Annotated in this window: 20 protein-coding genes; 14 read left to right on the top strand and 6 right to left on the bottom strand. The window is 71.5% G+C overall.

All coding sequences use genetic code 11. From position 1 onward, the window contains the following. Positions 1-29 precede the first annotated feature (29 nt). Positions 30-794 carry an SDR family oxidoreductase gene (locus tag H283_RS0107230; protein ID WP_020142849.1) on the bottom strand — a complete coding sequence of 255 codons (765 nt, stop codon included), beginning with the start codon at positions 792-794 and terminating at the stop codon, positions 30-32. A gap of 260 nt (positions 795-1054) precedes the next feature. On the opposite strand from H283_RS0107230, the gene serA reads away from it, so the two are divergent. Then, positions 1055-2638, top strand: a complete 1584-nt coding sequence (serA, locus tag H283_RS0107225; RefSeq protein WP_020142848.1) for a phosphoglycerate dehydrogenase — start codon at positions 1055-1057, stop codon at positions 2636-2638. Positions 2639-2662: 24 nt separating this feature from the next. Here the strand turns inward: serA and H283_RS24320 are convergent, their stop codons facing one another. Beyond that, positions 2663-3988, bottom strand: a complete 1326-nt coding sequence (locus H283_RS24320; protein ID WP_051103558.1) for an AI-2E family transporter — start codon at positions 3986-3988, stop codon at positions 2663-2665. Between the two features lie 519 nt (positions 3989-4507). On the opposite strand from H283_RS24320, the gene H283_RS0107210 reads away from it, so the two are divergent. The 12 genes from H283_RS0107210 to cimA all read left to right on the top strand — a co-directional run bounded on the left by H283_RS0107210 (position 4508) and on the right by cimA (position 19964). Continuing rightward, a complete protein-coding gene (locus H283_RS0107210) occupies positions 4508-5572 on the top strand; it encodes a 3-isopropylmalate dehydrogenase (protein ID WP_020142846.1) in 1065 nt (354 codons plus the stop codon). A 176-nt stretch (positions 5573-5748) separates the two neighbouring features. Further along, a complete protein-coding gene (locus H283_RS0107205) occupies positions 5749-6846 on the top strand; it encodes a branched-chain amino acid aminotransferase (RefSeq protein WP_020142845.1) in 1098 nt (365 codons plus the stop codon). 8 nt (positions 6847-6854) lie between these two features. After that, on the top strand, positions 6855-7682 hold the full coding sequence (locus tag H283_RS0107200) for a Cof-type HAD-IIB family hydrolase (protein WP_231372239.1): 828 nt from the start codon (positions 6855-6857) through the stop codon (positions 7680-7682). Between the two features lie 199 nt (positions 7683-7881). Then, positions 7882-9474, top strand: a complete 1593-nt coding sequence (locus H283_RS0107195) for an amino acid permease (protein WP_043648775.1) — start codon at positions 7882-7884, stop codon at positions 9472-9474. Next, positions 9471-10427 carry a choline/ethanolamine kinase family protein gene (locus H283_RS0107190; RefSeq protein WP_020142842.1) on the top strand — a complete coding sequence of 319 codons (957 nt, stop codon included), beginning with the start codon at positions 9471-9473 and terminating at the stop codon, positions 10425-10427. Before H283_RS0107195 ends, H283_RS0107190 begins: the two co-directional genes overlap by 4 nt. After that, the gene (locus H283_RS0107185) at positions 10424-12895 is read left to right on the top strand and encodes an FAD-dependent oxidoreductase (RefSeq protein WP_020142841.1); all 2472 of its coding nucleotides are present in this window, start codon (positions 10424-10426) and stop codon (positions 12893-12895) included. The genes H283_RS0107190 and H283_RS0107185 overlap by 4 nt, the downstream gene beginning before the upstream one ends. A 53-nt stretch (positions 12896-12948) precedes the next feature. Next, a complete protein-coding gene (locus H283_RS0107180; RefSeq protein ID WP_028785398.1) occupies positions 12949-13677 on the top strand; it encodes a FadR/GntR family transcriptional regulator in 729 nt (242 codons plus the stop codon). Positions 13678-13696: 19 nt separating this feature from the next. Continuing rightward, positions 13697-15064, top strand: a complete 1368-nt coding sequence (locus tag H283_RS0107175) for a glutamine synthetase family protein (protein ID WP_020142839.1) — start codon at positions 13697-13699, stop codon at positions 15062-15064. Then, positions 15061-16434, top strand: coding sequence for an aldehyde dehydrogenase (locus H283_RS0107170; protein WP_020142838.1), 1374 nt, complete (start codon positions 15061-15063; stop codon positions 16432-16434). Before H283_RS0107175 ends, H283_RS0107170 begins: the two co-directional genes overlap by 4 nt. Positions 16435-16483: 49 nt before the next feature. After that, entirely contained in the window at positions 16484-17251 is a 768-nt protein-coding gene (locus H283_RS0107165) for a 3-oxoacyl-ACP reductase (protein WP_020142837.1), read from the top strand. A 32-nt stretch (positions 17252-17283) separates the two neighbouring features. Next, positions 17284-17997 (top strand): gamma-glutamyl-gamma-aminobutyrate hydrolase family protein, encoded by a 714-nt coding sequence (locus H283_RS0107160; RefSeq protein WP_020142836.1) that lies wholly within the window; start codon positions 17284-17286, stop codon positions 17995-17997. Between the two features lie 386 nt (positions 17998-18383). Next, positions 18384-19964 carry a citramalate synthase gene (gene cimA / locus H283_RS0107155; RefSeq protein WP_156023037.1) on the top strand — a complete coding sequence of 527 codons (1581 nt, stop codon included), beginning with the start codon at positions 18384-18386 and terminating at the stop codon, positions 19962-19964. On the opposite strand, the gene bioD is transcribed toward cimA, so the two are convergent. Genes bioD through bioB form a run of 4 tightly spaced genes read right to left on the bottom strand, consistent with a single transcriptional unit; the run spans position 19943 to position 24344 of the window. Then, the gene (gene bioD / locus H283_RS0107150) at positions 19943-20638 is read right to left on the bottom strand and encodes a dethiobiotin synthase (RefSeq protein WP_020142834.1); all 696 of its coding nucleotides are present in this window, start codon (positions 20636-20638) and stop codon (positions 19943-19945) included. The two genes, cimA and bioD, sit on opposite strands and share 22 nt — an antisense overlap. A 1-nt stretch (position 20639) precedes the next feature. After that, positions 20640-21938: an 8-amino-7-oxononanoate synthase gene (locus H283_RS0107145; protein WP_020142833.1), complete on the bottom strand. Its 1299-nt coding sequence runs from the start codon at positions 21936-21938 to the stop codon at positions 20640-20642. After that, positions 21935-23275, bottom strand: coding sequence for an adenosylmethionine--8-amino-7-oxononanoate transaminase (gene bioA / locus H283_RS0107140; RefSeq protein WP_020142832.1), 1341 nt, complete (start codon positions 23273-23275; stop codon positions 21935-21937). The genes H283_RS0107145 and bioA overlap by 4 nt, the downstream gene beginning before the upstream one ends. Next, positions 23268-24344, bottom strand: coding sequence for a biotin synthase BioB (gene bioB, locus H283_RS0107135; RefSeq protein ID WP_020142831.1), 1077 nt, complete (start codon positions 24342-24344; stop codon positions 23268-23270). Before bioB ends, bioA begins: the two co-directional genes overlap by 8 nt. Positions 24345-24466: 122 nt before the next feature. Between bioB and H283_RS0107130 the strand changes: the two genes are divergently transcribed. After that, positions 24467-25042, top strand: coding sequence for a TetR family transcriptional regulator (locus H283_RS0107130; RefSeq protein WP_020142830.1), 576 nt, complete (start codon positions 24467-24469; stop codon positions 25040-25042). Positions 25043-25086: the final 44 nt, after the last annotated feature.

Below are 25086 nucleotides of genomic sequence, written 5' to 3'. Positions count from 1 at the left end.
GACGCCGGCCGTTCGCGTACCGCGACGTGTCACCGACCGCTGAGTCGCTGCGGCTGGGGCGCGAGCCAGTCGGCGAACGTGTGGCCGCCGGTCTGCGCGTCACCGGGGAAGGGGACGTTGCGTCGCTCGGCGAAGGCCTTGAGGACCCCGCCGACGGCCGGCAGGCGCACGACCTTCGGGGCCCGCCCGCCTCGGTGCGCGCGCAGCAGGCCGGCGAGCTCGCCGACCGTCAGCACGTCGGGACCCGCGACGTCCGTCGCCCTCGCGTATGCCGTGGGGCGCTCTCCCAGCGCGAGGTCGGCCAGGCGCCCGGCGACGAAGTCGGTGTCGACGGGTTGGAAGGCCATGTCGCCGATGGTCACGGTGATCGGGCCGATGCTCAGCTTCCGGGCGAAGAACGCTGCGAGGGAATGGAACTGGGTGGCGCGCATCACCGAGGCCGGCCCGCCTGCAGCCTCGATGCCCTGCTCGGCGCGCAGCTTGCGGCGGTAGTAGGCCAGGGGGTGCTCGTCGATGCCGACGATCGAGATGTGCACGAGGTGCACGTCGTGCGCGGCTGCCGCATCGGCCAGCCGGCGCGTCCCGTAGACCGTGACGGTGTCGCCCAGAGATGTGTCGTCGGCGCAGTGGACGACGGCGTCGGCGCCCGCCAGGACGGCCTCGAGACCCTCGCCGGTCGCCAGGTCCACGCCGGTCCTCCGGCTGGCCGGGACGGCCTGGTGTCCGCGGGACACGACCTCGCGGACGACCCGCGACCCGAGGTCCCCGGCGCCACCTGTCACGACGATGCGCATGACCCCACCCTGACGTGCCCGCACCTGCCGGCGCAATGCCTCGCATGTGGTCCACGGCGTCGACGCGTCCGGCATACGGAATCGGTGTTCCAGCAACTGAACCCCCGGGGCACCCCTCGGACCCGTGTTCACATCTTGGTTACGGCCCGTGATTCTGCGCGGACGACGGCCTAGACTCGCCGACGGCACACCGCGGTGCCGCCGACGGCCCGCGCCCCCTGTCGTGCGTCAGGGCCCCGCCCGTCCGGAAGGGTTCCTCTGTGACCAAGCCCGTTGTCCTCATCGCCGAAGAGCTGTCACCCGCCACGATCGAGGCACTGGGACCGGACTTCGAGGTGCGCTCGGTCGACGGGGCCGACCGTGAGGCGCTCCTGCCGGCGCTCGCCGACGTCGAGGCGATCCTCATCCGCTCGGCCACGAGGATGGACGCCGAGGCCATCGCTGCCGCCAAGCGGCTCAAGGTCATCGCCCGCGCCGGTGTCGGCCTCGACAACGTCGACGTCCAGTCGGCGACGCAGGCCGGGGTCATGGTCGTCAACGCGCCGACGTCCAACATCACCTCCGCCGCCGAGCTCGCCGTGGCCCTGCTGCTGGCGACGGCCCGCAACATCGCGCCGGCCAACCAGGCCCTCAAGGCCGGGGCGTGGAAGCGCAGCCAGTTCTCCGGCGTGGAGCTGCTCGACAAGACCGTCGGGGTCGTCGGCCTCGGCCGCATCGGCGCCCTCGTCGCCGAGCGCCTCAAGGGCTTCGGCATGAAGATCCTCGCCTACGACCCCTACGCGTCGCCGGCCAAGGCCGGACAGCTCGGGGCCCAGCTCGTGGGCCTCGACGAGCTGCTCGCCCAGTCCGACTTCATCACCATCCACCTGCCCAAGACACCCGAGACGCTCGGCCTCATCGGGGAGGAGGCCCTGGCCAAGGTCAAGCCCTCGGTCCGCATCGTCAACGCCGCCCGTGGCGGCATCGTCGACGAGGCCGCCCTGGCGCGCGCCATCGCCGAGGGCCGGGTCGCCGGCGCCGGCATCGACGTGTTCGCCACCGAGCCGACCACCGAGTCACCGCTCTTCGAGCACGACTCCGTCGTCGTGACACCACACCTCGGTGCCTCGACCGAGGAGGCTCAGGAGAAGGCCGGCATCGCCGTCGCCCGGTCGGTGCGTCTCGCGCTCGGTGGAGAGCTCGTCCCGGACGCCGTCAACGTCAGCAGTGGCTTCATCGCCGAGGAGGTCCGCCCGGGCATCCCGCTCGTCGAGAAGCTCGGTCGCATCTTCACCGCGGTGTCCGGCAGCGTGCCGGCCCAGCTCGACGTGGACGTCCGCGGCGAGATCACCGCCCACGACGTCAGCGTGTGGAAGCTCGTCGCGCTCAAGGGACTGTTCACCGACGTCGTGGAGGACGCCGTCACCTACGTCAACGCCCCCGTCCTCGCCGAGCAACGTGGCTGCGTCGTGCGGCTCGTCACCGATCCCGACTCCGGTGACTTCCGCAACGTCACGACCCTGCGCGGCACCCTCGCCGACGGGTCGGTCGTCTCCGTCTCGGGCACGCTGACCGGCCCGAAGATGGTCGAGAAGCTCGTCGGTGTCAACGGCTACGACCTCGAGGTCCCGCTCTCGGACCACATGCTCGTCTTCGAGTACTCCGACCGTCCGGGCGTCATCGGCGCGGTCGGCCGGATCCTCGGTGACGCAGGCATCAACATCGGCGGCATGCAGGTCTCACGCCAGGACGACCGGGCCATCGGCGTGCTCAACGTCGACAGCGCCGTGCCCGCTGCCATGGCCGCCGAGCTGTCCGAGGTCATCGAGGCCAAGACCTTCTCGGTCATCGGCCTGCAGGACTGAGTCGACGCGGGCCACGTCCGCCGGTCAGCTCCGTCGGCCGGCGTCCGTCTCGACGCGGTGCGGCCTCTCGCCGTCGCGCCCGTCCTCGCCGGCCTCGTGCTCGCCGGCCTCGTCCTCGTCGTCCTTCTCGTCGGCCGGCTCGAGGTCGGCGAGCTCGGGGACGAGCTCGTGCCGCTTGCTGAACGTGTCGACGATGGCGAGGGCGACCGCCGCGATGGGGATCCCGATGAGGGCACCGATCGGGCCGAAGAGCGCGGCGCCGGCGATGACCGACCCCAGGGCGACGGCCGGGTGCACGTCCATGGTGCGGCGGCTGATCCGCGGCGTGAAGACGTAGTTCTCGAGCTGCTGGTACACGGTCGCGAACACCGCGATCCACAGGGCGTTGATCGGCTTGTCGAGGAGGGCGAAGAGGGCCGGCAGGGCGACGCCGATGTACGTGCCGATCGTCGGGATGAACTGGCCGACGATGCCGGCGAAGATGCCGAGGGGCAGCCAGAACGGCACGTCGATGAACCAGAAGAAGGCGACGTGGAAGACGGCCGAGAGCGAGGCCAGGACGAGCTTGGACACGACGTAGCCGCCGGTCTTCTCGACCGAGATCGTCCACACCGTGATGAAGACGCGCTGGTAGCGCTGGGGGAGCCACGAGCCGATCGTCTGGCGCAGCCGCGGACTGTCGGCCGAGAAGTAGTAGGCGAAGACGAGGATCGTCAGGGCGTCGAAGAGAAAGGTGACGACGGAGCCGAAGACCCCGATGATCCCGCCGCCGTACTTGCCCGCGAGCTCACCGAGCTTGTCGGGCGTCAGGCTCAGGGCGGTCTGGATCTGCTCGATGTCGAACTGGGTGCCGAACGTGGAGTTGACCCAGTCGATCGCCGACGTGATCGCGCCGGGAAGCTGCGACCCGAGCTGCGAGAGCTGCGACACGAAGACCTGTCCGAAGAGCTCGGCGAGCCCGGCGAAGAGCAGGAGCATCCCGAGCATCGTCATCCCCGTGGCGAGGCCCCGCTTCATGCCGCGCTGGCTCAGCCACAGCACGACCGGTTCCATGGCGATCGACAGCAGCCAGGCGAGCAGCAGCAGGAAGAGGAAGCTGCCCATGGCGTGGAAGGCCCAGGTCGCCACGGAGAGCAGGACGACGGCGACGAACACCGTGACGATGATGCGCCGGGCGTTGCCGGGCGTGATGGCGATCCACCGCGCCTCGTCGTCGAACGGCACCCCCGGGACCGCGTGGCTGGTGTGCCGGACGCGAGGAGCAGTGGCCCGGTGGTCCGGGTGGTCGGCGTGGTGGCGAGCGGTGCCGGTGGAGGGGTCGGCAGGCGCGTCGGGGTGGTCGGCGCTCACGCGGCGAGCCTACGACTCCGAGCGGGGGGAGCGGGGGATGCGCGGCCCGTGCCGCGGCCCCGCCCCCGGACGAATGGCGGACACCGCGTCTCATCCAGTGGAAACCCCCTTTACCCGTGGGTAGCCGGGCGTACCGTGAAACGCATGACGCGGCAGGTCGTACTTATTCCCAGCCGCGGCGAGTCCAGGTAGTCAGCACCTCGCCGCGGAGATCCCGCGCACCCCTCTGCTGACCGGTTCGCCCACCCGGGCTGGAGCCACCTGAGACCACCACACCGCACGCAACTCGAAAGACGTGATCACCATGAGCGAAGACGCCAAGGCTGCCCGTCAGGCCCTGCAGGAGTCGATGGACCTGCGCGACCAGGGTCACACCGAAGACTGAGCCGGACCCGACGACGTCCGCGGTCGAGCCGCGACATCGTGACGACGGCCCCTGCCCTCACGGGCGGGGGCCGTCGTCGGTTCAATAATTGAGACGCAGATTCCACATCACAAGACGGGTTCTAGGCTGACGACATGGCACAGACGCAGGTCAAGGACGCCTACTCCATCGCCGTGATCGGCGGTGACGGCATCGGTCCCGAGGTGGTCGCGGAGGGCCTCAAGGTCCTCGACGCGGTCACCGGCGAGAGCGGTCCGAAGTTCGCGACGACCGAGTACGACCTCGGCGCCCGTCGCTGGCACGCCACCGGCGAGACGCTGCCCGACTCCGTCCTCGAGGAGCTGCGCGGGCACGACGCGATCCTCCTCGGCGCCATCGGTGACCCGAGCGTCCCGAGCGGCTTCCTGGAGCGGGGCGTGCTGCTGCCGCTGCGCTTCGCCCTCGACCACTACGTCAACCTGCGCCCCGCCAAGCTCTTTCCCGGGGTCGCGAGCCCGCTCGACGTCGCGCGCGTCGCCCCCGACGGCATCGACTTCGTCGTCGTCCGCGAGGGCACGGAGGGTCCCTACACCGGCAACGGCGGCGCCCTGCGCGTCGGGACCCCGGCCGAGATCGCGACCGAGGTCAGCGTCAACACCCGTTTCGGGGTCGAGCGCGTCGTCCGCGACGCCTTCTCACGCGCCCAGGCGCGCCCGCGTCGCCACCTCACCCTCGTGCACAAGCACAACGTCCTCACGTATGCCGGCCACCTCTGGCGCCGCACCGTCGAGGAGGTCGGAGCCGAGTTCCTCGACGTCGAGACCGCCTACCAGCACGTCGACGCCGCGACGATCTTCATGGCGACCGACCCCGGTCGCTTCGACGTCATCGTCACCGACAACCTCTTCGGCGACATCCTCACCGACATCGCCGCGGCGATCGCCGGCGGCATCGGGCTCGCCGCGTCGGGCAACATCAACCCGGCGCGCACGACCCCGAGCATGTTCGAGCCCGTCCACGGCTCGGCCCCCGACATCGCCGGTCAGTCCAAGGCCGACCCGACCGCCGCCATCCTCTCGGTCGGCATGCTCCTCGCGCACCTCGGCCTCGACGCCGAGGCGGGTCGGGTGGACGCGGCCGTCGCCGCCGACCTGGCTGAGCGTGGCGACGCCGTACGCAGCACGACGGCCGTCGGCGACGCCGTCGTCGCGCGCCTCTGACAGCGACGCCACACGGCATACGCCCGACGGGCGTCTCGCGGGGGGACGGAGCCGTACGCGTGGTGCGCCGCGGGGTCCGGACCGGGCCCGCGGGCGGTGCCCGACGTCGTCGTCTCACGATGTGGGCGATAGCCTGACAACCGGATCACCGTTGATTTTGCTCCTGGAGGTTTGTCATGTCCCAGCTGTCCTTCGCGGTCACACGCCGCGACGACGTCACGTCGCCCGAGCGCATCGCCGAGGTCCTCGAGAACCCCGGCTTCGGCAAGACCTTCACCGACCACATGGTCGTCGCGACGTGGACCGCCGACGGTGGCTGGGGCGACGCCCAGGTCAAGCCCTACGGGCCCTTCCAGCTCGACCCGGCGGCGGCGGTGCTGCACTACGCCCAGGAGATCTTCGAGGGCATGAAGGCCTACCGTCACGCCGACGGGTCGATCTGGACGTTCCGCCCCGAGGCCAACGCCGCCCGCTTCGCCCGCTCGGCCCGCCGCCTCGCGCTGCCGGAGCTGCCCGAGGCCGACTTCATCGAGTCGCTGCGCCAGCTCGTCGGCGTGGACCAGGCGTGGGTCCCCGCCGGGGACGCCGGCGAGAAGAGCCTCTACCTGCGGCCCTTCATGTTCGCCTCCGAGGCCTTCCTCGGCGTGCGGCCGGCCCAGCAGGTCACCTACTCCGTCATCGCCTCCCCGGCCGGCGCCTACTTCTCCGGCGGCCTCAAGCCCGTCACGCTGTGGATCTCCACCGACTACGCCCGCGCGGGCGAGGGCGGCACCGGCGCGGCCAAGTGCGGCGGCAACTACGCCAGCTCGCTCGCCGGACAGCTCGAGGGCATCGAGCACGGCTGTGACCAGGCCGTCTTCCTCGACTCCTCGACGCACACGTACATCGAGGAGCTGGGGGGCATGAACCTCTTCCTCGTGACCAAGGACGGCCGCATCGTCACCCCGGAGCTGACCGGCTCGATCCTCGAGGGCGTGACTCGGAGCTCGATCCTCGAGATCGCCAAGGAGCTCGACCTCGAGCCCGAGGAGCGGCGCATCCCGATCGAGGAGTGGAAGGAGGGCGCGGCCAGCGGCGACATCGTCGAGATCTTCGCGTGCGGCACCGCCGCCGTCGTCACCCCCGTCGGCGAGCTGCGTTGGGCCGGCGGCTCCGTCGACCACCGTCGTGAGGGCCACGAGGACCGCTACGCCGAGGCCATCCGCGCCAAGCTCCTCGACATCCAGTACGGCCGCGCCGAGGACTCGCACGGCTGGCTGACCCGGCTCGTCTGAGGCCGCGAGTGGCGCCTGCTGGCGACGCGCCGTTGCGTCGGCCGCGCCTCGTCGCCACCGACCTCGACGGGACGCTGCTGCGCTCCGACGGGGTGATCTCCCCGCGGACGCCCGCCGCTCTGCGCGCGGCCGAGTCCGCCGGCATCGGTGTCGTCTTCGTGACGGCGCGTCCACCGCGGTGGCTCGACGCGCTCGCCGACGCCGTCGGTGGCGACGGCACGGTCATCAGCGCCAACGGCGCCTTCGACTACGACGTGCGCACGCGGACGGTCGTCGCGTCCTGTCCCCTCGACCGTGGCCTGCTGCTCGAGATCGTCGCGGACCTGCGGGCCGCGGTGCCGGGCATCGGCTTCAGCGCCGAGCTGAGCAGCGGTGTGCACACCGAGCCGAACTACCCCGAGCTGCACCCCCGCTGGGTGCCGGACGACCTCGTGCCGGCCCCCATCGAGGATCTCCCTCCGGACGCAGTCGTTGGCAAGCTCCTCGCCCGCACCGAGCACCTGCCCGCGGACGAGGTCATCCCGCGCGTGGCCGAGGTGCTCGGCGACCGCGCCCTCGTGCAGCACTCGGGCGCCGGGGGTCTCGCGGAGATCTCGGCCCCGGGCGTGACGAAGGCGGCAGGCCTCGTGCGGTGGTGCGCCCGCGCCGGCATCGGCCCCGCCGACGTGTGGGCCTTCGGCGACATGCCCAACGACATCCCGATGCTCGAGTGGGCCGGAGTCGGGTGGGCCGTCGCCAACGCCCACCCGGACGCACGCGCCGCCGCGTCCCGCACGTGCGCGTCCAACGACGAGGACGGCGTCGCGCGCACCCTGGAGTGGGCGCTCGGACTCTGACTCCCGCGGCACGCCGCCCGCAAGCCTGGCGCGGTGTGTCCGAATGGTCTGTTGTGGCTCCATTGGCCCGATCACCCGGCCGAAACGCATCGGAAACCTGCCTGTCCCAGCACCGAAGAGGTCGCTCCGAGGTCTGTTCGGCTGCGGTGCGCGGCGCTAGCATCGGTCCAACTTCATACCGAAGATGGGAGTGCAGGGCATGGCTCAGGCAACTGGTCTCTCCGACGACGAACGCCGCCTGGCGGAACTCGGCTACAAGCAGGAGCTCGACCGCTCGTGGTCGGGTTTCTCGAACTTCGCGATCTCCTTCTCCATCATCTCGATCCTCGCCGGCTGCTTCACGACGTTCGGCCAGGGCTTCAACAACGGCGGCCCGATCGCGATCTCGTGGGGCTGGCCGATCGTGGCCGCCTTCATCCTCGTCATCGGTCTGACGATGTCCGAGCTCGTCTCGGCCTATCCGACCTCCGGTGGGATCTATTGGTGGGCCAACAAGATGGGCGGCGCGCGTGCCGGCTTCTTCACCGGCTGGCTCAACCTCATCGGCCTCGTCGCCGTCACCGCGTCCGTCGCGTACGGCTGCGCGACCTTCATCGACCTGGCCCTCAGCACGTGGTCCAAGGACTACGCCGACGGCTACTCGCTGACGCGCGTCTTCTGGATCTTCCTCGTCGTGCTCATCGCGGCCGCGGTGCTCAACATCTTCAGTGGCCACCTCATGGCCGTCATGAACAACGTCTCCGTGTGGTGGCACGTCGTCGGGGCCGCCGTCATCATCCTCATCCTCATCGTCGTGCCCGACAACCACCAGAGCTTCTCCTACGTCTTCACCGAGAGGTTCAACAACTCCGGCTACGCCGACGGCTCGACGAGCTCGCCCACCTACTGGCTCCTCATCGTCCCGTTCGGACTGCTCCTGACGCAGTACACGATCACCGGCTTCGACGCCTCCGCGCACCTGTCGGAGGAGACCTCGGCCGCGTCCAAGGCTGCGGCACAAGGGATCTGGCGCTCGATCTTCTACTCCGCCATCGGCGGCTGGATCCTCCTGCTCTGCTTCCTCTTCGCGATCCCCAACGGCGCCGACGGCAAGCCGGACAACGCCGGCGTCGGCGGCGGGGGCGTGGCCTACATCTTCACGCACGCCATGGACTCGAAGTGGGCGGCCGCGATCCTCACGATCTCGGCGGTCGGGCAGTTCTTCTGCACGACCTCGTGCATGACGAGCGCCTCGCGCATGACGTTCGCCTTCAGCCGAGACGGCGCCGTGCCCGGCTCGCGCCTCTGGTCGACACTGACCGGGGCGAAGGTCCCGGCCAACGCCGTCATGCTCGTCGGCGTCGTCAGCGCGATCATCACGCTGCCCGCGCTCGTCGAGGTCAACATCGGCACCGAGGAGGCGCCGCTCATCGTGCCGACCGCCTTCTACGCGGTCGTCTCGGTCGCCGTCATCGGCCTCTACCTGGCCTTCCTCATCCCGATCTGGCTCCGCTGGAAGATGGGCGACGCGTTCGTGCCCGGGTCGTGGACCAACGGGCCGAAGTACAAGTGGATGAACCTCGTGGCCGTCATCGAGATCGCGATCATCTCGATCTACTTCATCCTGCCGTTCGTGCCCGGCGGTGTGCCCTTCACCGACGGCTTCGAGTGGAAGTTCGTCAACTACGCACCGATCCTCACACTGGGGTCGCTGCTCGTGCTCGCCATCTGGTGGCGGGTCTCGGCACGGCACTGGTTCAAGGGTCCGAAGACCAACATCGACCCCGAGGTCGTCGACGCGTTCAGCGAGTGACCACGGAGCCGCGGGCCCGGCCGGACCCCGCTCCCGGTCCGGCCGACCAGCTCGCCACCGCCCTCGCTCGGCTGTCCCGCGCCGGACAGCCGAGCGAGGTGACGGAGCTCCCGGGCGGCCTGACGAACCACAACTACCGCGTGCGGACCGGCGACCTCGACGTCGTCGTGCGGGTGTCGTCGCCGACGAGCGCCCTGCTCGCCGTCGACCACGAGCACGAGTGGCTCAACTCGATCGCCGCGGCCGAGGCCGGGGTGGGTGCCCCGGTCGTCGACTACGTGCCCGGGGCAGGCATCCTCGTCGTCGAGTTCCTCCCGGGGCGCACGTATGCCGCCACGGACGTGGGTGCCAACCTGCCCCGCATCGCGGCGTCCCTGCGCCGGCTGCACGCCGGTCCGCCCTTCGCCTCGCGGTTCGACATGTTCGACATCCAGAGGTCGTATGCAGGCATCGTCCGGGACCGCGGCCTGCGGGTGCCCGAGGGCTACTGGCGGTTCGAGGCCGCGGCGGCCCGCGTCGAGCAGGCGCTGCGGGTCCACCCCGACCCGCTCGTGCCGTGCCACAACGACCTGCTCGCCGCGAACTTCCTCGACGACGGCGGGGACGTGCGGATCATCGACTACGAGTACTCCGGCACCAACGAAGCGTCGTTCGAGCTCGGCAACCTGGTCAACGAGTCGCGTCTGGGTCACGACCACCTCGTCGAGCTGGTCGACGCGTACCACGGCAGGGTCAGCGACCGAGTGCTCGCGCGGGCCGAGCTCTGGGGACTGGCCGGGCAGTACGCCTGGACCCTCTGGGGTGCGATCCAGCACGGCGTCTCCGACCTCGACGCCGACTTCTGGGGCTTCGCGACGGAGCGCTTCGAGCCGGCCGCGTCCCTGCTGACGAGTCGGCGTCTGGACTCGCTCGTCGGTGCGGCCGTCGGTGACGACCCCGAAGGACCCCGATGACCGAGCTTCCTTCTCGCGCCGAGATCGTCGTCATCGGTGGCGGTGTCATCGGCGCCAGCGTCGCCTACCACCTGGCCCATCTCGGCCGCACCGACGTGCTCCTCGTCGAGCAGGGCAGCCTCTCCTGCGGGACGACGTGGCACGCTGCCGGGCTCGTCGGCCAGCTGCGGGCGAGCGAGGCCGGGACCCGGCTCGTGCAGTACTCGACCGACCTCTACTCGCGCCTCGAGGCCGAGACGGGCCTCGGCACCGGGTACCGGGTCTGCGGCGGCCTGACCGTGGCCCGCACCCCCGAGCGCATGGTCGCGCTGCGGCGCACGGCGGCCAGCGCGGCGGCATACGACCTCGACTGCGAGCTGCTGACGCCCGATCAGGCGCGCGAGCGCTACCCGCTCATCCGGGTCGACGACGTCGTCGGCGCCATCTGGCTCCCCGGTGACGGCAAGGCCAACCCGACCGACCTCACCCAGGCCCTCGCCAAAGGGGCCCGGCAGCTCGGCGTGCGCATCACCGAGCGGGTCCGGGTCACGGACGTGCTGACGCGTGACGGACGGGCCGCGGGCGTGCGCACCGACCACGGAGACGTCGAGGCCGACGTCGTCGTCAACTGTGCCGGTCAGTGGGCGAGGGCGGTCGGTGCGATGGCCGGGGTCAACGTCCCGCTCCACTCGGCGGAGCACTTCTACGTCGTGACCGAGCCGATCGAGGGCGTGCACCGCGACCTGCCCGTGCTGCGCGACCCCGACGGCTGGACCTACGTCAAGGAGGAGGTCGGGGGTCTCCTCGTCGGCGGTTTCGAGCCCGAGGCCAAGCCGTGGGTCTCGCCCGACCGGATCCCGTACCCCTTCGAGTTCGCGCTCCTCGACGAGGACTGGGAGCACTTCGAGGTGCTCATGGAGAGCGCGATCCACCGCCTGCCGGTGCTGGCCGAGACGGGGATCCGCAAGTTCTACAACGGCCCCGAGAGCTTCACCCCCGACAACCAGTTCATCGTCGGCGAGGCGCCCGAGCTGCCGGGATTCTTCGTCGGGGCGGGCTTCAACTCGGTGGGGATCGCGAGCGCAGGGGGTGCCGGACGCGCCCTGGCCGAGTGGGTCGTCGAGGGCGGTCCGACGCTCGACCTCGTCAGCGCCGACATCCGTCGCTTCTCGCCGCTCGCCGGCAACCACGCCTGGCTGCACGAGCGCGTCGTCGAGGTGCTGGGCCTGCACTACGCCGTGCCGTGGCCCAACCGCGAGCCCGAGACGGGCCGCGCGCAGCGGCTCTCGCCGGTGCACGACCGGCTCGTCACCCAGGGGGCGGTGTTCGGCACCCGCAACCACTGGGAGCGTGCCAACGTCTTTGCGCCGCAAGGGCGGTCGCCGCGGCTCGACTACTCGTGGGATCGGCCGACCTGGGTGGACTGGTGTGTCGCGGAGCAGCGGGCCACGCGCGAGGCGGTTGCCGTCTTCGACCAGACGTCCTTCTCGAAGTACCTCATCGTCGGCGCGGACGCCGAGCGGGCGCTGCAGTGGATCTGCACGGCCGACGTCGCCGTCCCCGTGGGGCGCACCGTCTACACGGGCGTCCTCAACGGTGGGGGCACCTACGAGTCCGACGTCACCGTGACCCGGACCGCCGACCGCGAGTTCCTCGTCGTCAGCAGCGCGGCCACCACGGTGCGCGACCTCGACTGGCTGAGGCGGCACGTCCCCGTCGGCGCCGATGCGAGCGTCGTCGACGTCACGAGCGCGTATGCCGTCCTGGGCGTCATGGGACCCCGCTCGGCCGACCTGCTGTCGGGCCTGTCGGACGACTCGTTCGACGACGCGTCCTTCCCGTTCGGCACGAGCCGCGAGGTGCGTCTCGGGTCGGCTGTCGTGCGGGCGACCCGGATCACGTACGTCGGTGAGCTCGGGTGGGAGCTCTACGTGCCGACCGAGCTCGCCGTCAGGGTCTACGACGACCTCTTCCGTGCGGGCGCCCACCTCGGCGTGCTGCCGGCCGGCTACTACGCGATCGAGGCGATGCGGCTCGAGAAGGGCTACCGCGCGTTCGGGCGCGAGCTGACGACCGAGACCGGTCCCGTGGCGGCCGGGCTGGCCTTCGCCTGCAAGCTCGGCACGGACGTCGACTTCCTCGGACGGAAGGCGGTCGAGGCCGCGAAGGTCGTGACCCCGCCGCGACGGCTCGTGTCCTTCGTCGTGGGGGACCCGGAGGCATACCCGTGGGGCGGTGAGCTCGTCCTGAGGGACGGTCGACCCGTCGGCCAGGTGACGAGCGCGGCGTGGGGGGCGACCGTGGCGGCCGGCGTCGGGCTGGCGCTCGTCGGGGAGCGGGGGACGGGCGGGGCCGCGGCGGAGTGGGTACGCACGGGGGAGTGGGAGATCGACATCGCGGGCCACCGAAGTCCCCTGACGGTGGGGCTCCGGGCCCCGCTCGACCCGGAGGGCCTGCGACTCCGGCAGGCTGGGTCCGACAAGCCCTAATGGTGCTTTCTCAGACCATTGACGAGGTGGAGGTGACGGTATTGGATCGACACGTGAGTGCAGCCGAACGACAGCCGTCCCTGCCTGACGTCGTGCTGCGACCCGCCACCGGCAACGTCTTCGAGGGCACCGTCGAGCAGCTCGCGACGGCCATCCGGCTCGGCGTCTTCAGCCGGGGCGAGCAGCTCCCGCCGGAGCGCGAGCTCGCCGAACGGCTCGGCGTCAGCCGCAACACGCTGCGCGAGGCGATCGCGGCACTGAGGGACTCCAGCCTGGTGACGACCCGACGAGGTCGTGGCGGGGGCACGTGGGTCACCGAGTCCGCCGAGCTGCCCTCGAGCACCTCCGGCGCCTTCGTCCGCAGCGGCGCTGCCATGCGCGACGCGCTGACCTTCCGCCGCGTCGTCGAGCCCGGGGCCGCCTGGCTCGCGGCGACCCAGTCGCTCGCCGGCGACCAACGGGCGTGGCTCGCCGACAGCCTCGCCGAGGTCGACGACGCCCCCGACCCCTCCGCGCACCGCGTCGCCGACTCGCGCCTGCACCTGGCCGTCGCGACCCTTTCCGGGTCGCCGATGCTCATCGACGCCGTGACGCGGTCGCAGGCGGCCCTGCACGACATGCTCATGGCGATCCCCGTGCTCCGACGCAACATCGAGCACTCGAACGCCCAGCACCACCAGATCGTCGGGGCCATCCTCGGCGGGAACGCGGAACGCGCCCGGGCGGTCATGGAGGAGCACTGCGATGCCACCTCCGCGCTGCTCCGTGGCCTCATCGGCTGAGACGACAGGAAGGCACGACATGGCGCCCACACCCACGCTCACGCTCGACCGGCTCCGCGAGGAGATCGAGTCCGGCGACATCGACACCGTCGTCGTCGCCTTCACCGACATGCAGGGGCGGCTGCAGGGCAAGCGTCTGCACGGCCACTACTTCCTCGACCACGTGCTCGAGGACGGCACCGAGGGCTGCAACTACCTCCTCGCCGTCGACGTCGACATGAACACCGTCGACGGCTATGCCATCTCCTCGTGGGAGCGCGGCTACGGCGACATGTTCTTCGACCTCGACCTCGACACCCTGCGGCGCACGCCCGGCAGCCGTCACTCGGCCACCGTGCAGTGCGACCTGACCTGGCTCGACGGCAGCGGCGCCGTGGCGCAGTCGCCCCGGTCGGTGCTCAAGGCGCAGGTCGACCGGGCCGCCGGGCTCGGCATGGCCGCGCACTGCGGCACCGAGCTCGAGTTCATCGTCTTCCAGGAGTCCTACGAGCAGGCCTGGGACGCGAACTACACGGGCCTGACCCCGGCGAACCGCTACAACGTCGACTACTCGATCCTCGGGGGCGACCGCGTCGAGCCGCTGCTGCGCGAGATTCGCAACGAGATGTATGCCGCCGGTGCCGTCGTCGAGAGCGCCAAGGGCGAGTGCAACTACGGCCAGCACGAGATCGGCTTCCTCTTCGACGAGGCGGTGCGCACCTGCGACAACCACGTCGTCTACCGCAACGCGGCCAAGGAGATCGCGGCCCACCACGGCCAGTCCCTGACCTTCATGGCCAAGTTCGACCAGCGCGAGGGCAGCTCGTGCCACATCCACCTCTCGCTGCGCGGCCTCGACGGAGAGACCGTCTTCGTCGACGAGGAGCGCGAGCACGGGCACAGCGCGATGTTCGAGCACTTCCTCGCCGGCATCCTCGCGACGCAGCGTGAGCTGACCTACTTCTACGCGCCGAACATCAACTCGTACAAGCGATTCGCATCGGCGAGCTTCGCCCCGACGACGGTGGCGTGGGGCCGCGACAACCGCACGTGCGCGCTGCGCGTCGTCGGCCACGGAGCCGGCCTGCGCGTCGAGAACCGCATCGGTGGCGGTGACCTCAACCCCTACCTCGCCGTCGCGGCCATGCTCGCCGGGGGCCTCCACGGCATCGAGCACGAGCTCGAGCTCGAGCCGGCGCTCGAGGGGAACGCCTACACGTCGGACAAGCCACGCGTGCCCTCGACGCTCCAGGAGGCCCGTGACCTGCTCGCGGGGTCGGCCATCGCCCGGAAGGCCTTCGGGGACGAGGTCGTCGACCACTACGTCAACGCCGCCGACGTCGAGATCACGGCCTTCAACGCTGCCGTCACCGACTGGGAGCGCAGGAGAGGATTCGAGCGACTGTGACCACCACGCACGACGTCATCAACCCGGCCACCGAGGAGGTGGTCCGCACCGTCGAGCTCGCCTCGCTGGAGCAGACCGACGCCGCGATCGCCCGGGCCTCGGCCGCGAGCCCCGCGTGGCGCGCCGTGAGCCCCGCCGACCGGTCGCTGCTCCTGCGCCGCTTCTCCGACCTCGTCGGCGAGCACCAGGAGGAGCTCGCCCAGCTGGAGGTCGAGAACGCCGGCCACACGATCGGCAACGCACGCTGGGAGGCGGGCAACGTCCGCGACGTCCTCGCGTACTACTCCGGGGCGCCCGAGCGGCACTTCGGCCGGCAGATCCCCGTCGCAGGCGGGATCGACGTCACGTTCCGCGAGCCGCTCGGGGTCGTCGGCATCATCGTCCCGTGGAACTTCCCCATGCCGATCGCCGGCTGGGGATTCGCGCCGGCGCTCGCCGCCGGGAACACGGTCGTGCTCAAGCCTGCCGAGCTGACCCCGCTGACCGCGGTCCGCCTCGGTGAGCTGGCGCTCGAGGCCGGGATCCCCGAGGGGGTCTTCACCGTCGTCCCCGGCAAGGGCACGGTCGTCGGGGAGCGTTTCGTCACGCATCCCGACGTGCGCAAGGTCTGCTTCACCGGCTCCACGGCCGTCGGCCAGCGGATCATGCGCGGGGCCGCCGACCAGGTCAAGCGCGTCACCCTCGAGCTCGGCGGCAAGAGCGCCAACATCGTCTTCGCCGACTCCGACCTCGAGCTCGCCGCGGCGCGGGCCCCGTACGGGGTCTTCGACAACGCCGGCCAGGACTGCTGCGCGCGCAGCCGCATCCTCGTCGAGCGCAGCGCCTTCGACACCTTCATGGAGCACTTCGAGACGGCGGTGCGCGGCGTCGTCGTCACCGACCCTCGCGACGAGGCCGCCGAGATGGGGCCGCTCATCAGCTCCGGGCAGCGCGACACGGTGCGCTCCTACGTCGAGGACGCCACCGAGGACGTCGACGTCGCCTTCCGCGGGGATGCCCCCGAGGGAAGCGGCTACTGGTATCCCGCGACGGTCGTCCTGCCGCGCTCGACGACGGACCGGGTCTGGCAGGAGGAGGTCTTCGGCCCCGTCGTCGCGGTCATGCCGTTCGACGACGAGGCCGACGCGGTCGCCAAGGCCAACGACACGGCATACGGCCTGTCGGGGTCCATCTGGACCCGCGACATCGGTCGCGGCCTGCGGGTCGCGCGTGCTGTCGAGGCCGGCAACCTCTCCGTCAACTCGCACAGCAGCGTCCGCTACTCGACGCCGTTCGGCGGCTTCAAGCAGAGCGGGATCGGCCGCGAGCTCGGCCCCGACGCGCTCGACGCGTTCTCCGAGGTCAAGAACGTCTTCATCTCGACCGACTGACGGTCGACGCACACCAACACGTAGATCCACTGGGCTGGAAGGGAATCACATGGCAGGCAGGCTCGACGGCAAGGTCGCGGTCATCACGGGCGGGTGCTCGGGCATCGGTCTCGCGACCGTGCGGCGGTTCGCCGAGGAGGGCGCGAAGGTCGTCATCGGCGACCTCGACGAGGCGAACGGCACCCGCATCGCCGAGGAGGTCGGCGGCACGTTCGTGCGGGTCGACGTCGTGAGCAAGGAGGACGTCGACGCGCTCTTCCGCACGGCCAAGGAGACGTACGGCTCGGTCGACATCGCGTTCAACAACGCCGGCATCAGCCCGCCCGAGGACGACTCGATCCTCGACACCGACCTCGACGCCTGGCGCAGGGTGCAGGAGGTCAACCTCACGTCGGTCTACCTGTGCTGCAAGGCCGCCCTGCCCTACATGCTCGAGCAGGGCAAGGGCTCGATCATCAACACGGCCTCGTTCGTCGCCGTCATGGGCGCGGCGACGTCGCAGATCTCCTACAGCGCGAGCAAGGGCGGCGTGCTCTCGATGTCCCGCGAGCTCGGCGTGCAGTTCGCCCGGGAGGGGGTCCGCGTCAACGCCCTGTGCCCCGGTCCGGTCAACACCCCGCTCCTCCAGGAGCTCTTCGCCAAGGACGAGGAGCGCGCCGCGCGGCGCCTCGTCCACGTGCCGATGGGCCGGTTCGGCGAGCCGGAGGAGATGGCCAACGCCGTGCTCTTCCTCGCCTCCGACGAGTCCAGCTTCATCACGGCGTCGACCTTCCTCGTCGACGGCGGCATCTCGGGCGCGTACGTCACGCCGCTCTGAGGGCGAGTGGGACGCTGGAGGAGGAGGTCGTCATGGGTCGTCCGGTCATCGGGATCACCGCCTACGTCGAGCGTGCGTCGTGGGGTCGCTGGGTCGACGTGCCCGGGGCCCTCGTGCCGCACCGCTACGTCCGACAGGTCGAGGAGGCGGGCGGGATCGCGATCGTCATCCCGCCGCGCCCGGACTTCGACGACGGGACGGCGCTCGAGATCGTCGAGCGCCTCGACGGCGTCATCCTCGCCGGTGGGGTCGACGTGGCGCCCGAGCTCTACGCGGACGAACGGCACGCCTCCGTCCAGGCCTCGCGTCCCGACCGGGACTCCACGGAGCTCGCCATCGCCCGGGCGACGGCGGGAACCGACCTGCCGGTCCTCGGCATCTGCCGGGGGATGCAGGTCATGGCGGTCGCGGCCGGGGGGCTCCTCGAGCAGCACGTGCCCGACCGCGTCGGCCACGACGAGCACTCACCGGCGCCGGCGACGTACGGCAACCACGCGGTGCGCACCGTCGTGGGGACCCGGCTGGCCGAGATCCTCGGCGAGGAGGCCGACGTGCCGAGCTACCACCACCAGTCCGTCCTGACCCACCCGGGCTACGAGGCCTCGGCGTGGGCTGACGACGGCACGCTGGAGGCGATGGAGGACCCGGACGCCTTCTTCCGGCTCGCCGTCCAGTGGCACCCGGAGGTGGGCACGGACCCGCGCCTCTTCCGGGCCCTCGTGGAGGCCGCCGGCACGAGCCGATGACGTTGCCCGTCCCGCCGGGTCGAGGCGTGTCGGACGCCGGGCGGGTGGCGGGATCACCGTGGCCCGCGCAGTGGGACGACGGTCCCACGATCCGGACGTGCTGTTTCGCGGATGTTTCGCGAGCCCTACCGTGAGCGTGTGATGAAGCGACCCGTGCCTACCGGCACCCTCATTATCGAATAGCGCGACGAGCACCCCTCGTCGCGCAGACCTCCCAACCCTGGGGGGTCTTTTTGTTTCCCGAACCACCCCGAGGGAGACACCGCGAAGGCCACCACCCCGGCCGCCGCGACCACGAGAAGAGACCGGAACGCCTCCCACACCCGCGTCGCCCGCCCCTGAACCGGCGGTCGGCCGAACCCCCGAGATCGAGGACAATGAAGGCCATGGAAGCGCTGCACGTCTACGACACCACCCTGCGCGACGGCGCCCAGCAGGAGGGGCTCAACCTCTCGGTGTCGGACAAGCTCGCCATCGCCGGGCTGCTCGACGATCTCGGGGTCGACTTCATCGAGGGCGGCTGGCCCGGGGCCAACCCGAAGGACACCGAGTTCTTCGAGCGGGCCCGCACCGAGCTCGACCTGCGTCACGCGACCCTCGCCGCCTTCGGGGCCACCCGTCGCGCCGGCGGGGTCGCGGCGGAGGACCCCCTCGTGCGTGCCCTCGTCGACTCCGAGGCGTCGGTCGTGTGCCTCGTCGCGAAGTCCCACACCGGCCACGTCGAACGGGCCCTGCGCACGACGCTCGAGGAGAACCTCGAGATGGTCCGCGACACGGTCGGGCACCTCGTCGCCCAGGGTCGCCGCGTCTTCCTCGACTGCGAGCACTTCTTCGACGGCTGGCACCTCGACCGCGACTACGCCCTCTCGGTCGTGCGCACCGCGCACGACGCCGGCGCCGAGGTCGTCGTGCTGTGCGACACCAACGGGGGCATGCTCCCGCACCAGGTCGAGGAGGTCGTCGCTGACGTCATCGCCTCGACGGGTGCTCGCGTCGGCGCCCACTGCCACAACGACACCGGCTGCGCGGCCGCCAACTCCGTCGCGGCGGTCCGGGCCGGGGCGACCCACGTCCAGGGCACCGTCAACGGCTACGGCGAGCGCACCGGCAACGCCGACCTGCTCACGGTCGCCGCCAACCTCCAGTTCAAGCTGGGGCTCGACGCCATGGAGCCCGACTCGTTCCGCCGGGCCATGCACATCGCGCACGCCATCAGCGAGGTGACCAACGTCCCCGCCTACAGCCGCCAGCCCTACGTCGGCGCCAGCGCCTTCGCGCACAAGGCGGGTCTGCACGCGAGCGCGCTCAAGGTCGACCCCGACCTCTACCAGCACATGGACCCGTCGCTCGTCGGCAACGGCATGCGCACCCTCGTCTCCGACATGGCCGGGCGCGCGAGCATCGAGCTCAAGGCCCGTGAGGCCGGGCTCGACCTGTCCGACCGACCCGACGTCGTCGCCGCCGTGCTCGCCGAGGTCAAGGACCTCGAGCTGCGGGGCTGGACGTTCGACGCCGCAGACGCGACGGTCGAGCTGATGCTCCGCGAGGCGCTCGAGCCGGGGTGCACCGACTACTTCGAGGTCGAGTCCTGGCGGGTCATCACCGACTCCTCGGGCGAGGGTGACGCGACGTCCGAGGCGACCGTCAAGCTGCGTGCCGACGGCGCCCGCCTCATCGCGACGGGCGAGGGCAACGGTCCGGTCAACGCGCTCGACCACGCGCTGCGCGAGGCCCTGGCCCGCGCCTACCCCGAGATCGAGAAGATCGAGCTCATCGACTTCAAGGTGCGCATCCTCGACGCCTCGCACGGCACCGACGCCGTGACGCGCGTGCTCATCGAGACGTCCGACGGTGAGACGTCGTGGGACACCATCGGTGTCGCCGGCTCGATCCTCGCCGCGTCGTGGCGTGCTCTCACCGACGGCATCGTGCACGGTCTGCTGCGTCAGGGTGTCCCGAGGCGCTGAGCCAGTCCCGGCAGCCAGTCGGGAGCGTCGGCGGTGAAGATCGCCGCGTCGAGGCGCGGGGCACCGAGCGGCACGGCGCCGACCAGGCCCTCGGGAAGCGCGCCGAGGTAGTCGCGGTTCGTCGTCTCGATGACGTCGGGATGGTCCGGCCACGCGCCGATGACGATGCCGAGCGGCCGGACTCCTCGGTGGGACAGTGCTTCTCGCGTCAACATGGTGTGGTTGAGAGTGCCGAGCGCACTGCGGGCGACGACGAGCACCCCGCTGTCCGGCAGGACGGTCGCGAGGTCGGCCAGCGTCTCACCGGCGTCGGTGAGCTCGACGAGCAGACCGCCCGCGCCCTCGACGACGACGAGGTCGTGATCGCGGACCAGGTCCGCGACGCGGGCCACGTGGTCGGCCAGGGTGGGCAGGACCGCGCCCTCGAGGGCGGCTGCCGGCCTCGGCGCCATGGGCGCCCGAAGGCGCACGCCCTCGACGGTCGCCACGCCCGTCAGTCGCTCCACCTCGGCCATGTCTCCCGGCTCGCCGGGTGCCACCCCGGTCTGCGTGGGCTTGTATGCCGTGACGCTGCGTCCTGCGGCCCGTGCCGTGGCGACGACGGCCGCCGAGACGACGGTCTTGCCCACGTCGGTGTCGGTGCCCGTGACGAGGACGACGCGGGGCAGGTGCACCTCAGTCATCGTCGCCGTGCGGGGGGATGGACCCGAGGGGCGAGGACGGTGCCGGTGGCTGCACACCCTCGACGGCCGCGACCGACGGGAGGCCACGGACGGGGGAGGGAGCGTCCCCTGCCCGTGGCCCCTCGACGGTATCGGGGTCGTGGGCCCCGCCGTGAATCGCGGCTGCCCGGGACACGAGCCGGGCGGCCTCGTAGAGGTCGTCGCCCGACAGGTCCGCCCGAGCCGTGACGCGGAGCCGGGACACCCCGTCGGGCACGCTGGGCGGCCGGAAGCAGCCGACGAGGACACCCTGCGCGCGCAGCTCGAGGGCCGCGGCCACGGCGCTCGCGGGCGACGGCATCGGCAGCGACTGGACGGCTCCGGCCGCCTGGTCGATGCCGCAGATCGCCGCGATGGTGCCGGCGTTGGCGCGGACCGCGGCCGCCAGGCTCGGGTCGTCCGCGACGAGGCCCGCGGCGGCGCAGGCTGCGGCGGCCGACGCGGGCGCGAGCCCGGTGTCGAAGATGAAGCTGCGCGCGGTGTTGACGAGGTGGTGGCGCACCGCGGTCGGGCCCAGCACGGCACCCCCTTGGGATCCCAGCGCCTTCGACAGGGTCAGCGTCACGACGACGTCGCGGGCCTCGACGAGGCCGAGCTCGTGGACGAGGCCGCGGCCGTGACCGGCCACCCCGATGCCGTGTGCCTCGTCGACGACGAGCAGGGCGCCGTGACGGTGGCAGACGTCCGCCAGGGCGCGCAGGGGCGCGGCGTCGCCGAGGACGGAGTAGATCGACTCGACGGCGACGAGGACTCGCCGGTCGGGCCGCGCTGCGAGCTCACGGTCGAGGGCAGCGGCGTCGTTGTGGGCGAACGTGGCGTAGGGCACCCGCGACATGCGGGCCGCGTCGTGGAGGGAGGCGTGCGCGTGGGCGTCGAGGAGAATCTCGGCCCCACGCCCACTGAGCGCCGTCAGCACCCCGAGGTTGGCGGCATACCCCGTCGAGAAGGCGAGTGCGCTCGGCTGGCCCGTGAGCCGGCACAGGGCGGCCTCGAGGTCACGGTGGACGGGAAGGGTCCCGGTGACGAGCCGGCTGGCCGTCGCCGAGGCCCCGTAGCGCTCGAGGGCCTCGCGGGCTGCCGCCACGACGCGGTCGTCGCGCGACAGGCCGAGGTAGTCGTTGGAGGCGAGGTCGAGCGGGTCACGCGACCCGCGCCGCGGACCGCCCAGTCGCAGGACGGGGTCGAAGCGCTCGGTGCCGCGTTCGGCGCGGAGGTCGGAGCGCTCCGCCAGCCACGCGTCCCAGCTGCTCATGCGTGGACCTCCGCCACCGCGCCGACGACCCCTTCGGCGATGACGCGGACCTCGTCGTCCGTGCAGACGTAGGGCGGCATCGTGTAGACGAGGTCGCGGAAGGGGCGCACCCAGACACCACGGCGCAGCGCGGCGCGGGTGACGCGGGTGACGTCGACGGGAGACGTCAGCTGCACGACGCCGACGGCTCCGAGGGTCCGCACGTCGGCGACGTGGGGGAGCGCGGCCGCGGCAGACAGGTGCTCGGCGAGAAGGCGCCCGACGCGCGGCACGTGGTCCTTCCAGGTGGTCTCGACGAGCTCGACGGAGGCATTGGCCACGGCGCAGGCGAGCGGGTTGGCCATGAAGGTCGGGCCGTGCAGGAGGGCGCGGAACTCCGACCGGGTGATCGCATCGCCGACCTCGCGGGTCATGAGCACTGCTGCGAGAGAAAGGTATCCACCCGTCAGAGCCTTGCCGACGCAGATCACGTCGGGGGCGACGTCGGCCCACTCCGAGGCGAAGAGGCGACCGGTGCGACCGAAACCGGTCGCGATCTCGTCGACGACGAGGAGCAGGCCGTGCTCGTCGGCGACCTCGCGCAGCACCCGCAGGCAGTCGGGGTGGTACACGTGCATGCCGCCGGCGCCCTGGAGGACCGGTTCGACGACGACCGCGGCCAGCTCGTCGGTGTGTGTCTGCGCGAGGGGCCGCACCTCGGCCGCCCAGGCGTCGAGCGCGAGCCGGTCCGTCTCCCAGTGGTCCTCACCGGTGGGGGTCGTGACGAGCCGCGCGGCCGGAGGGCGTGGGGCGAAGACCTGGCGCGCCAGGGCGCCCGGGAAGGCCGAGTGCATGCCGTCGACGGGGTCGCACACGCTCATCGCCGCGAAGGTGTCACCGTGGTAGCCGCCGCGCACGGTGAGGAAGCGCTGGCGGTTCGGACGCCCGAGCGCGGCCTGGTACTGCAGGGCCAGCTTGAGCGCGACCTCGACCGAGACCGAGCCGGAGTCGGCGAAGAAGACGTGCGCCATCGGACCGGGAGCCATCTCCGTGAGTCGCTCGGCGAGCCGGACCGCGGGCTCGTGCGTCAGCCCGCCGAACATGACGTGGCTGAAGCGGTCGACCTGCTCGTGGGCGGCGGCGTCGAGGACCGGGTTGCGGTAGCCGTGGACGGCGCACCACCAGGAGGCCATCGCGTCGACCGCCTCGAACCGTTCCCCGTCGGGTGCCGTGAGGGTCAGACGGACGCCCGAGGCGCCCTCGACCGCATACGGCTCGGGTCCGTCGAGCGGAGCGTAGGGGTGCCAGACGAGCCCGCCGTCACGGACGGCGAGGGGCGATCCCGGGGCGTCAGGCATTGGCGGGAACGTCCGTGCCGGCCCCCCGACGCCGCTTTGCCGGGTCGTGCGTGGCTCCGGGGACGCGGCCCGGGGCGGAGGTGTCCTCGTCGGCGCCGAGGACGACGAAGCCGTGGTCGCGGATCAGCTCGAGGTCGGCCTCCGCGGCCTGGCCCTCGGACGTCAGGTAGTCGCCGAGGAAGATCGAGTTGGCGACGTGGAGGGCCAGCCCCTGGAGTGAGCGGAGATGCATCTCGCGACCTCCGGCGATGCGGATCTCTTTGTCCGGGTTCACGATCCGTGCCATCGCGAGGATGCGCAGGCAGCGTCCTGGCGTGAGCTCCCACGTGCCCTCGAGCGGCGTGCCGTCGAACGGCATGAGGAAGTTGACGGGGATCGAGTCGGACCCGAGGTCGCGGAGGGCGAAGAGGGCCTCGACGAGCTGCTCGTCGGTCTCGCCGAGTCCGGCGATGAGGCCCGAGCACGGTGACAGGCCGGCATCCTTGGCCTTGGTCACGGTGTCGACGCGGTCCGCGTACGTGTGGCTCGTGACGATGTCGTCGTGGTGGGACTCGGCCGTGTTGATGTTGTGGTTGTACGCGTCGACGCCGGCCTCACGCAGCCGCTCGGCCTGCCCGTCCTTGAGCAGTCCGAGGCAGGCGCAGACCTCGACGTCAGGGTGCTCCTGCTTGAGCGCGCCGACCATCCCGGCCACGCGTTCGACATCGCGGTCGGTGGGGCCGCGTCCGCTCGAGACCATGCAGATCCGGGTCGCGCCGCCGCGCAGTCCGGCTGCCGCCTGCTCGATCGCCTCGTCGGGCTTGAGCCAGGTGTACTTGAGGATGTCCGCCCGCGAGCCGAGCCGCTGCGAGCAGTAGTGGCAGTCCTCGGGGCAGAGGCCCGACTTGAGGTTGACGAGGTAGTTGACCTTGACGGTGTTGCCGAAGTGCCTGCGGCGCAGGCGTGCCGCGGCCGCCACCACGGCCAGCAGCTCCTCGTCCGTGGCGCGCAGGACGTCGAGGGCGTCGTCGGTGCTCGCGGGGGTGCCGGCGAGGACGGCATCGGCGAGATCGTCGAATCGGCGGGTCATGCGGGCTCCTTGCGCACGGCGTTGAACGGTGTTCAACTTGAACGGTGTTCAGTATGCCGAGTCGCTAGGCTCGGCTGTCAACGCGGGTCCGCCGGACCCGCATGCCGAGGGCAGGGGAGCGCGTGGCACTCAGTCGGGAGCAGGTCGTCGCGACCGCCGTCGACCTGCTGCGCCGCTACGGGCTCGGCGACCTCTCGATGCGTCGCCTGGCCCGCGAGCTCGGCGTCGCGCCCGGGGCCCTCTACTGGCACGTGGCGAACAAGCAGGAGCTGCTCGTCGAGGTGGCCGACGTGCTCCTCGCCGAGATCCCACCCCCGGCGGACGGCCGCCCGCCGGCCGAGGCGCTCGTCGGTCTGGCCGTCGCCGTGCGCGACGCGCTCGTGCACGTGCCGGACGCTGCCGACGTCGTCGGGCTCGCGTATGCCGTCGAGCCGAGTGCCGCGCGGGCGCTCCGCGACCTCGCGCGCCTCGTCCACGACGCCGGGGCACCGGCGTCCGAGCGGGACGAGGTCGCGGCACTCGTCGTGCATCACATCTTGGGATCCGTTGCGGGGCAGCAGGATCGGGCTCTCGCTGCGTCTGTCGATCCCGACCTGCCGACGCCCGACGCGACGACCGAGGCCAAGGCCTTCGAGGTCGGGCTCTCCGTCATCGTCCGCGGGCTCGGGGGCCCTCGACAGGCGTTCCGGACGACGTAAGTGCTGGGCGGTCCAGGCCCCGCCCAGCACCACCCCCTGAAGGG

It is taken from the genome of Terracoccus sp. 273MFTsu3.1, from assembly GCF_000383675.1.
Classification (GTDB): domain Bacteria; phylum Actinomycetota; class Actinomycetes; order Actinomycetales; family Dermatophilaceae; genus Terrabacter.
This window is presented reverse-complemented; position numbering and strand designations above follow the sequence as displayed.

Excerpts from the sequence above, each read along its gene's own strand:
- H283_RS0107230 (WP_020142849.1), bottom strand. The coding sequence starts at position 794 with ATGCGCATCGTCGTGACAGGTGGCGCCGGGGACCTCGGGTCGCGGGTC.
- H283_RS0107210 (WP_020142846.1), top strand. The coding sequence starts at position 4,508 with ATGGCACAGACGCAGGTCAAGGACGCCTACTCCATCGCCGTGATCGGC.
- H283_RS0107205 (WP_020142845.1), top strand. The coding sequence starts at position 5,749 with ATGTCCCAGCTGTCCTTCGCGGTCACACGCCGCGACGACGTCACGTCG.
- H283_RS0107195 (WP_043648775.1), top strand. The coding sequence starts at position 7,882 with ATGGCTCAGGCAACTGGTCTCTCCGACGACGAACGCCGCCTGGCGGAA.
- H283_RS0107185 (WP_020142841.1), top strand. The coding sequence starts at position 10,424 with ATGACCGAGCTTCCTTCTCGCGCCGAGATCGTCGTCATCGGTGGCGGT.
- H283_RS0107175 (WP_020142839.1), top strand. The coding sequence starts at position 13,697 with ATGGCGCCCACACCCACGCTCACGCTCGACCGGCTCCGCGAGGAGATC.
- H283_RS0107165 (WP_020142837.1), top strand. The coding sequence starts at position 16,484 with ATGGCAGGCAGGCTCGACGGCAAGGTCGCGGTCATCACGGGCGGGTGC.
- H283_RS0107160 (WP_020142836.1), top strand. The coding sequence starts at position 17,284 with ATGGGTCGTCCGGTCATCGGGATCACCGCCTACGTCGAGCGTGCGTCG.
- cimA (WP_156023037.1), top strand. The coding sequence starts at position 18,384 with ATGGAAGCGCTGCACGTCTACGACACCACCCTGCGCGACGGCGCCCAG.
- H283_RS0107145 (WP_020142833.1), bottom strand. The coding sequence starts at position 21,938 with ATGAGCAGCTGGGACGCGTGGCTGGCGGAGCGCTCCGACCTCCGCGCC.
- bioA (WP_020142832.1), bottom strand. The coding sequence starts at position 23,275 with ATGCCTGACGCCCCGGGATCGCCCCTCGCCGTCCGTGACGGCGGGCTC.
- bioB (WP_020142831.1), bottom strand. The coding sequence starts at position 24,344 with ATGACCCGCCGATTCGACGATCTCGCCGATGCCGTCCTCGCCGGCACC.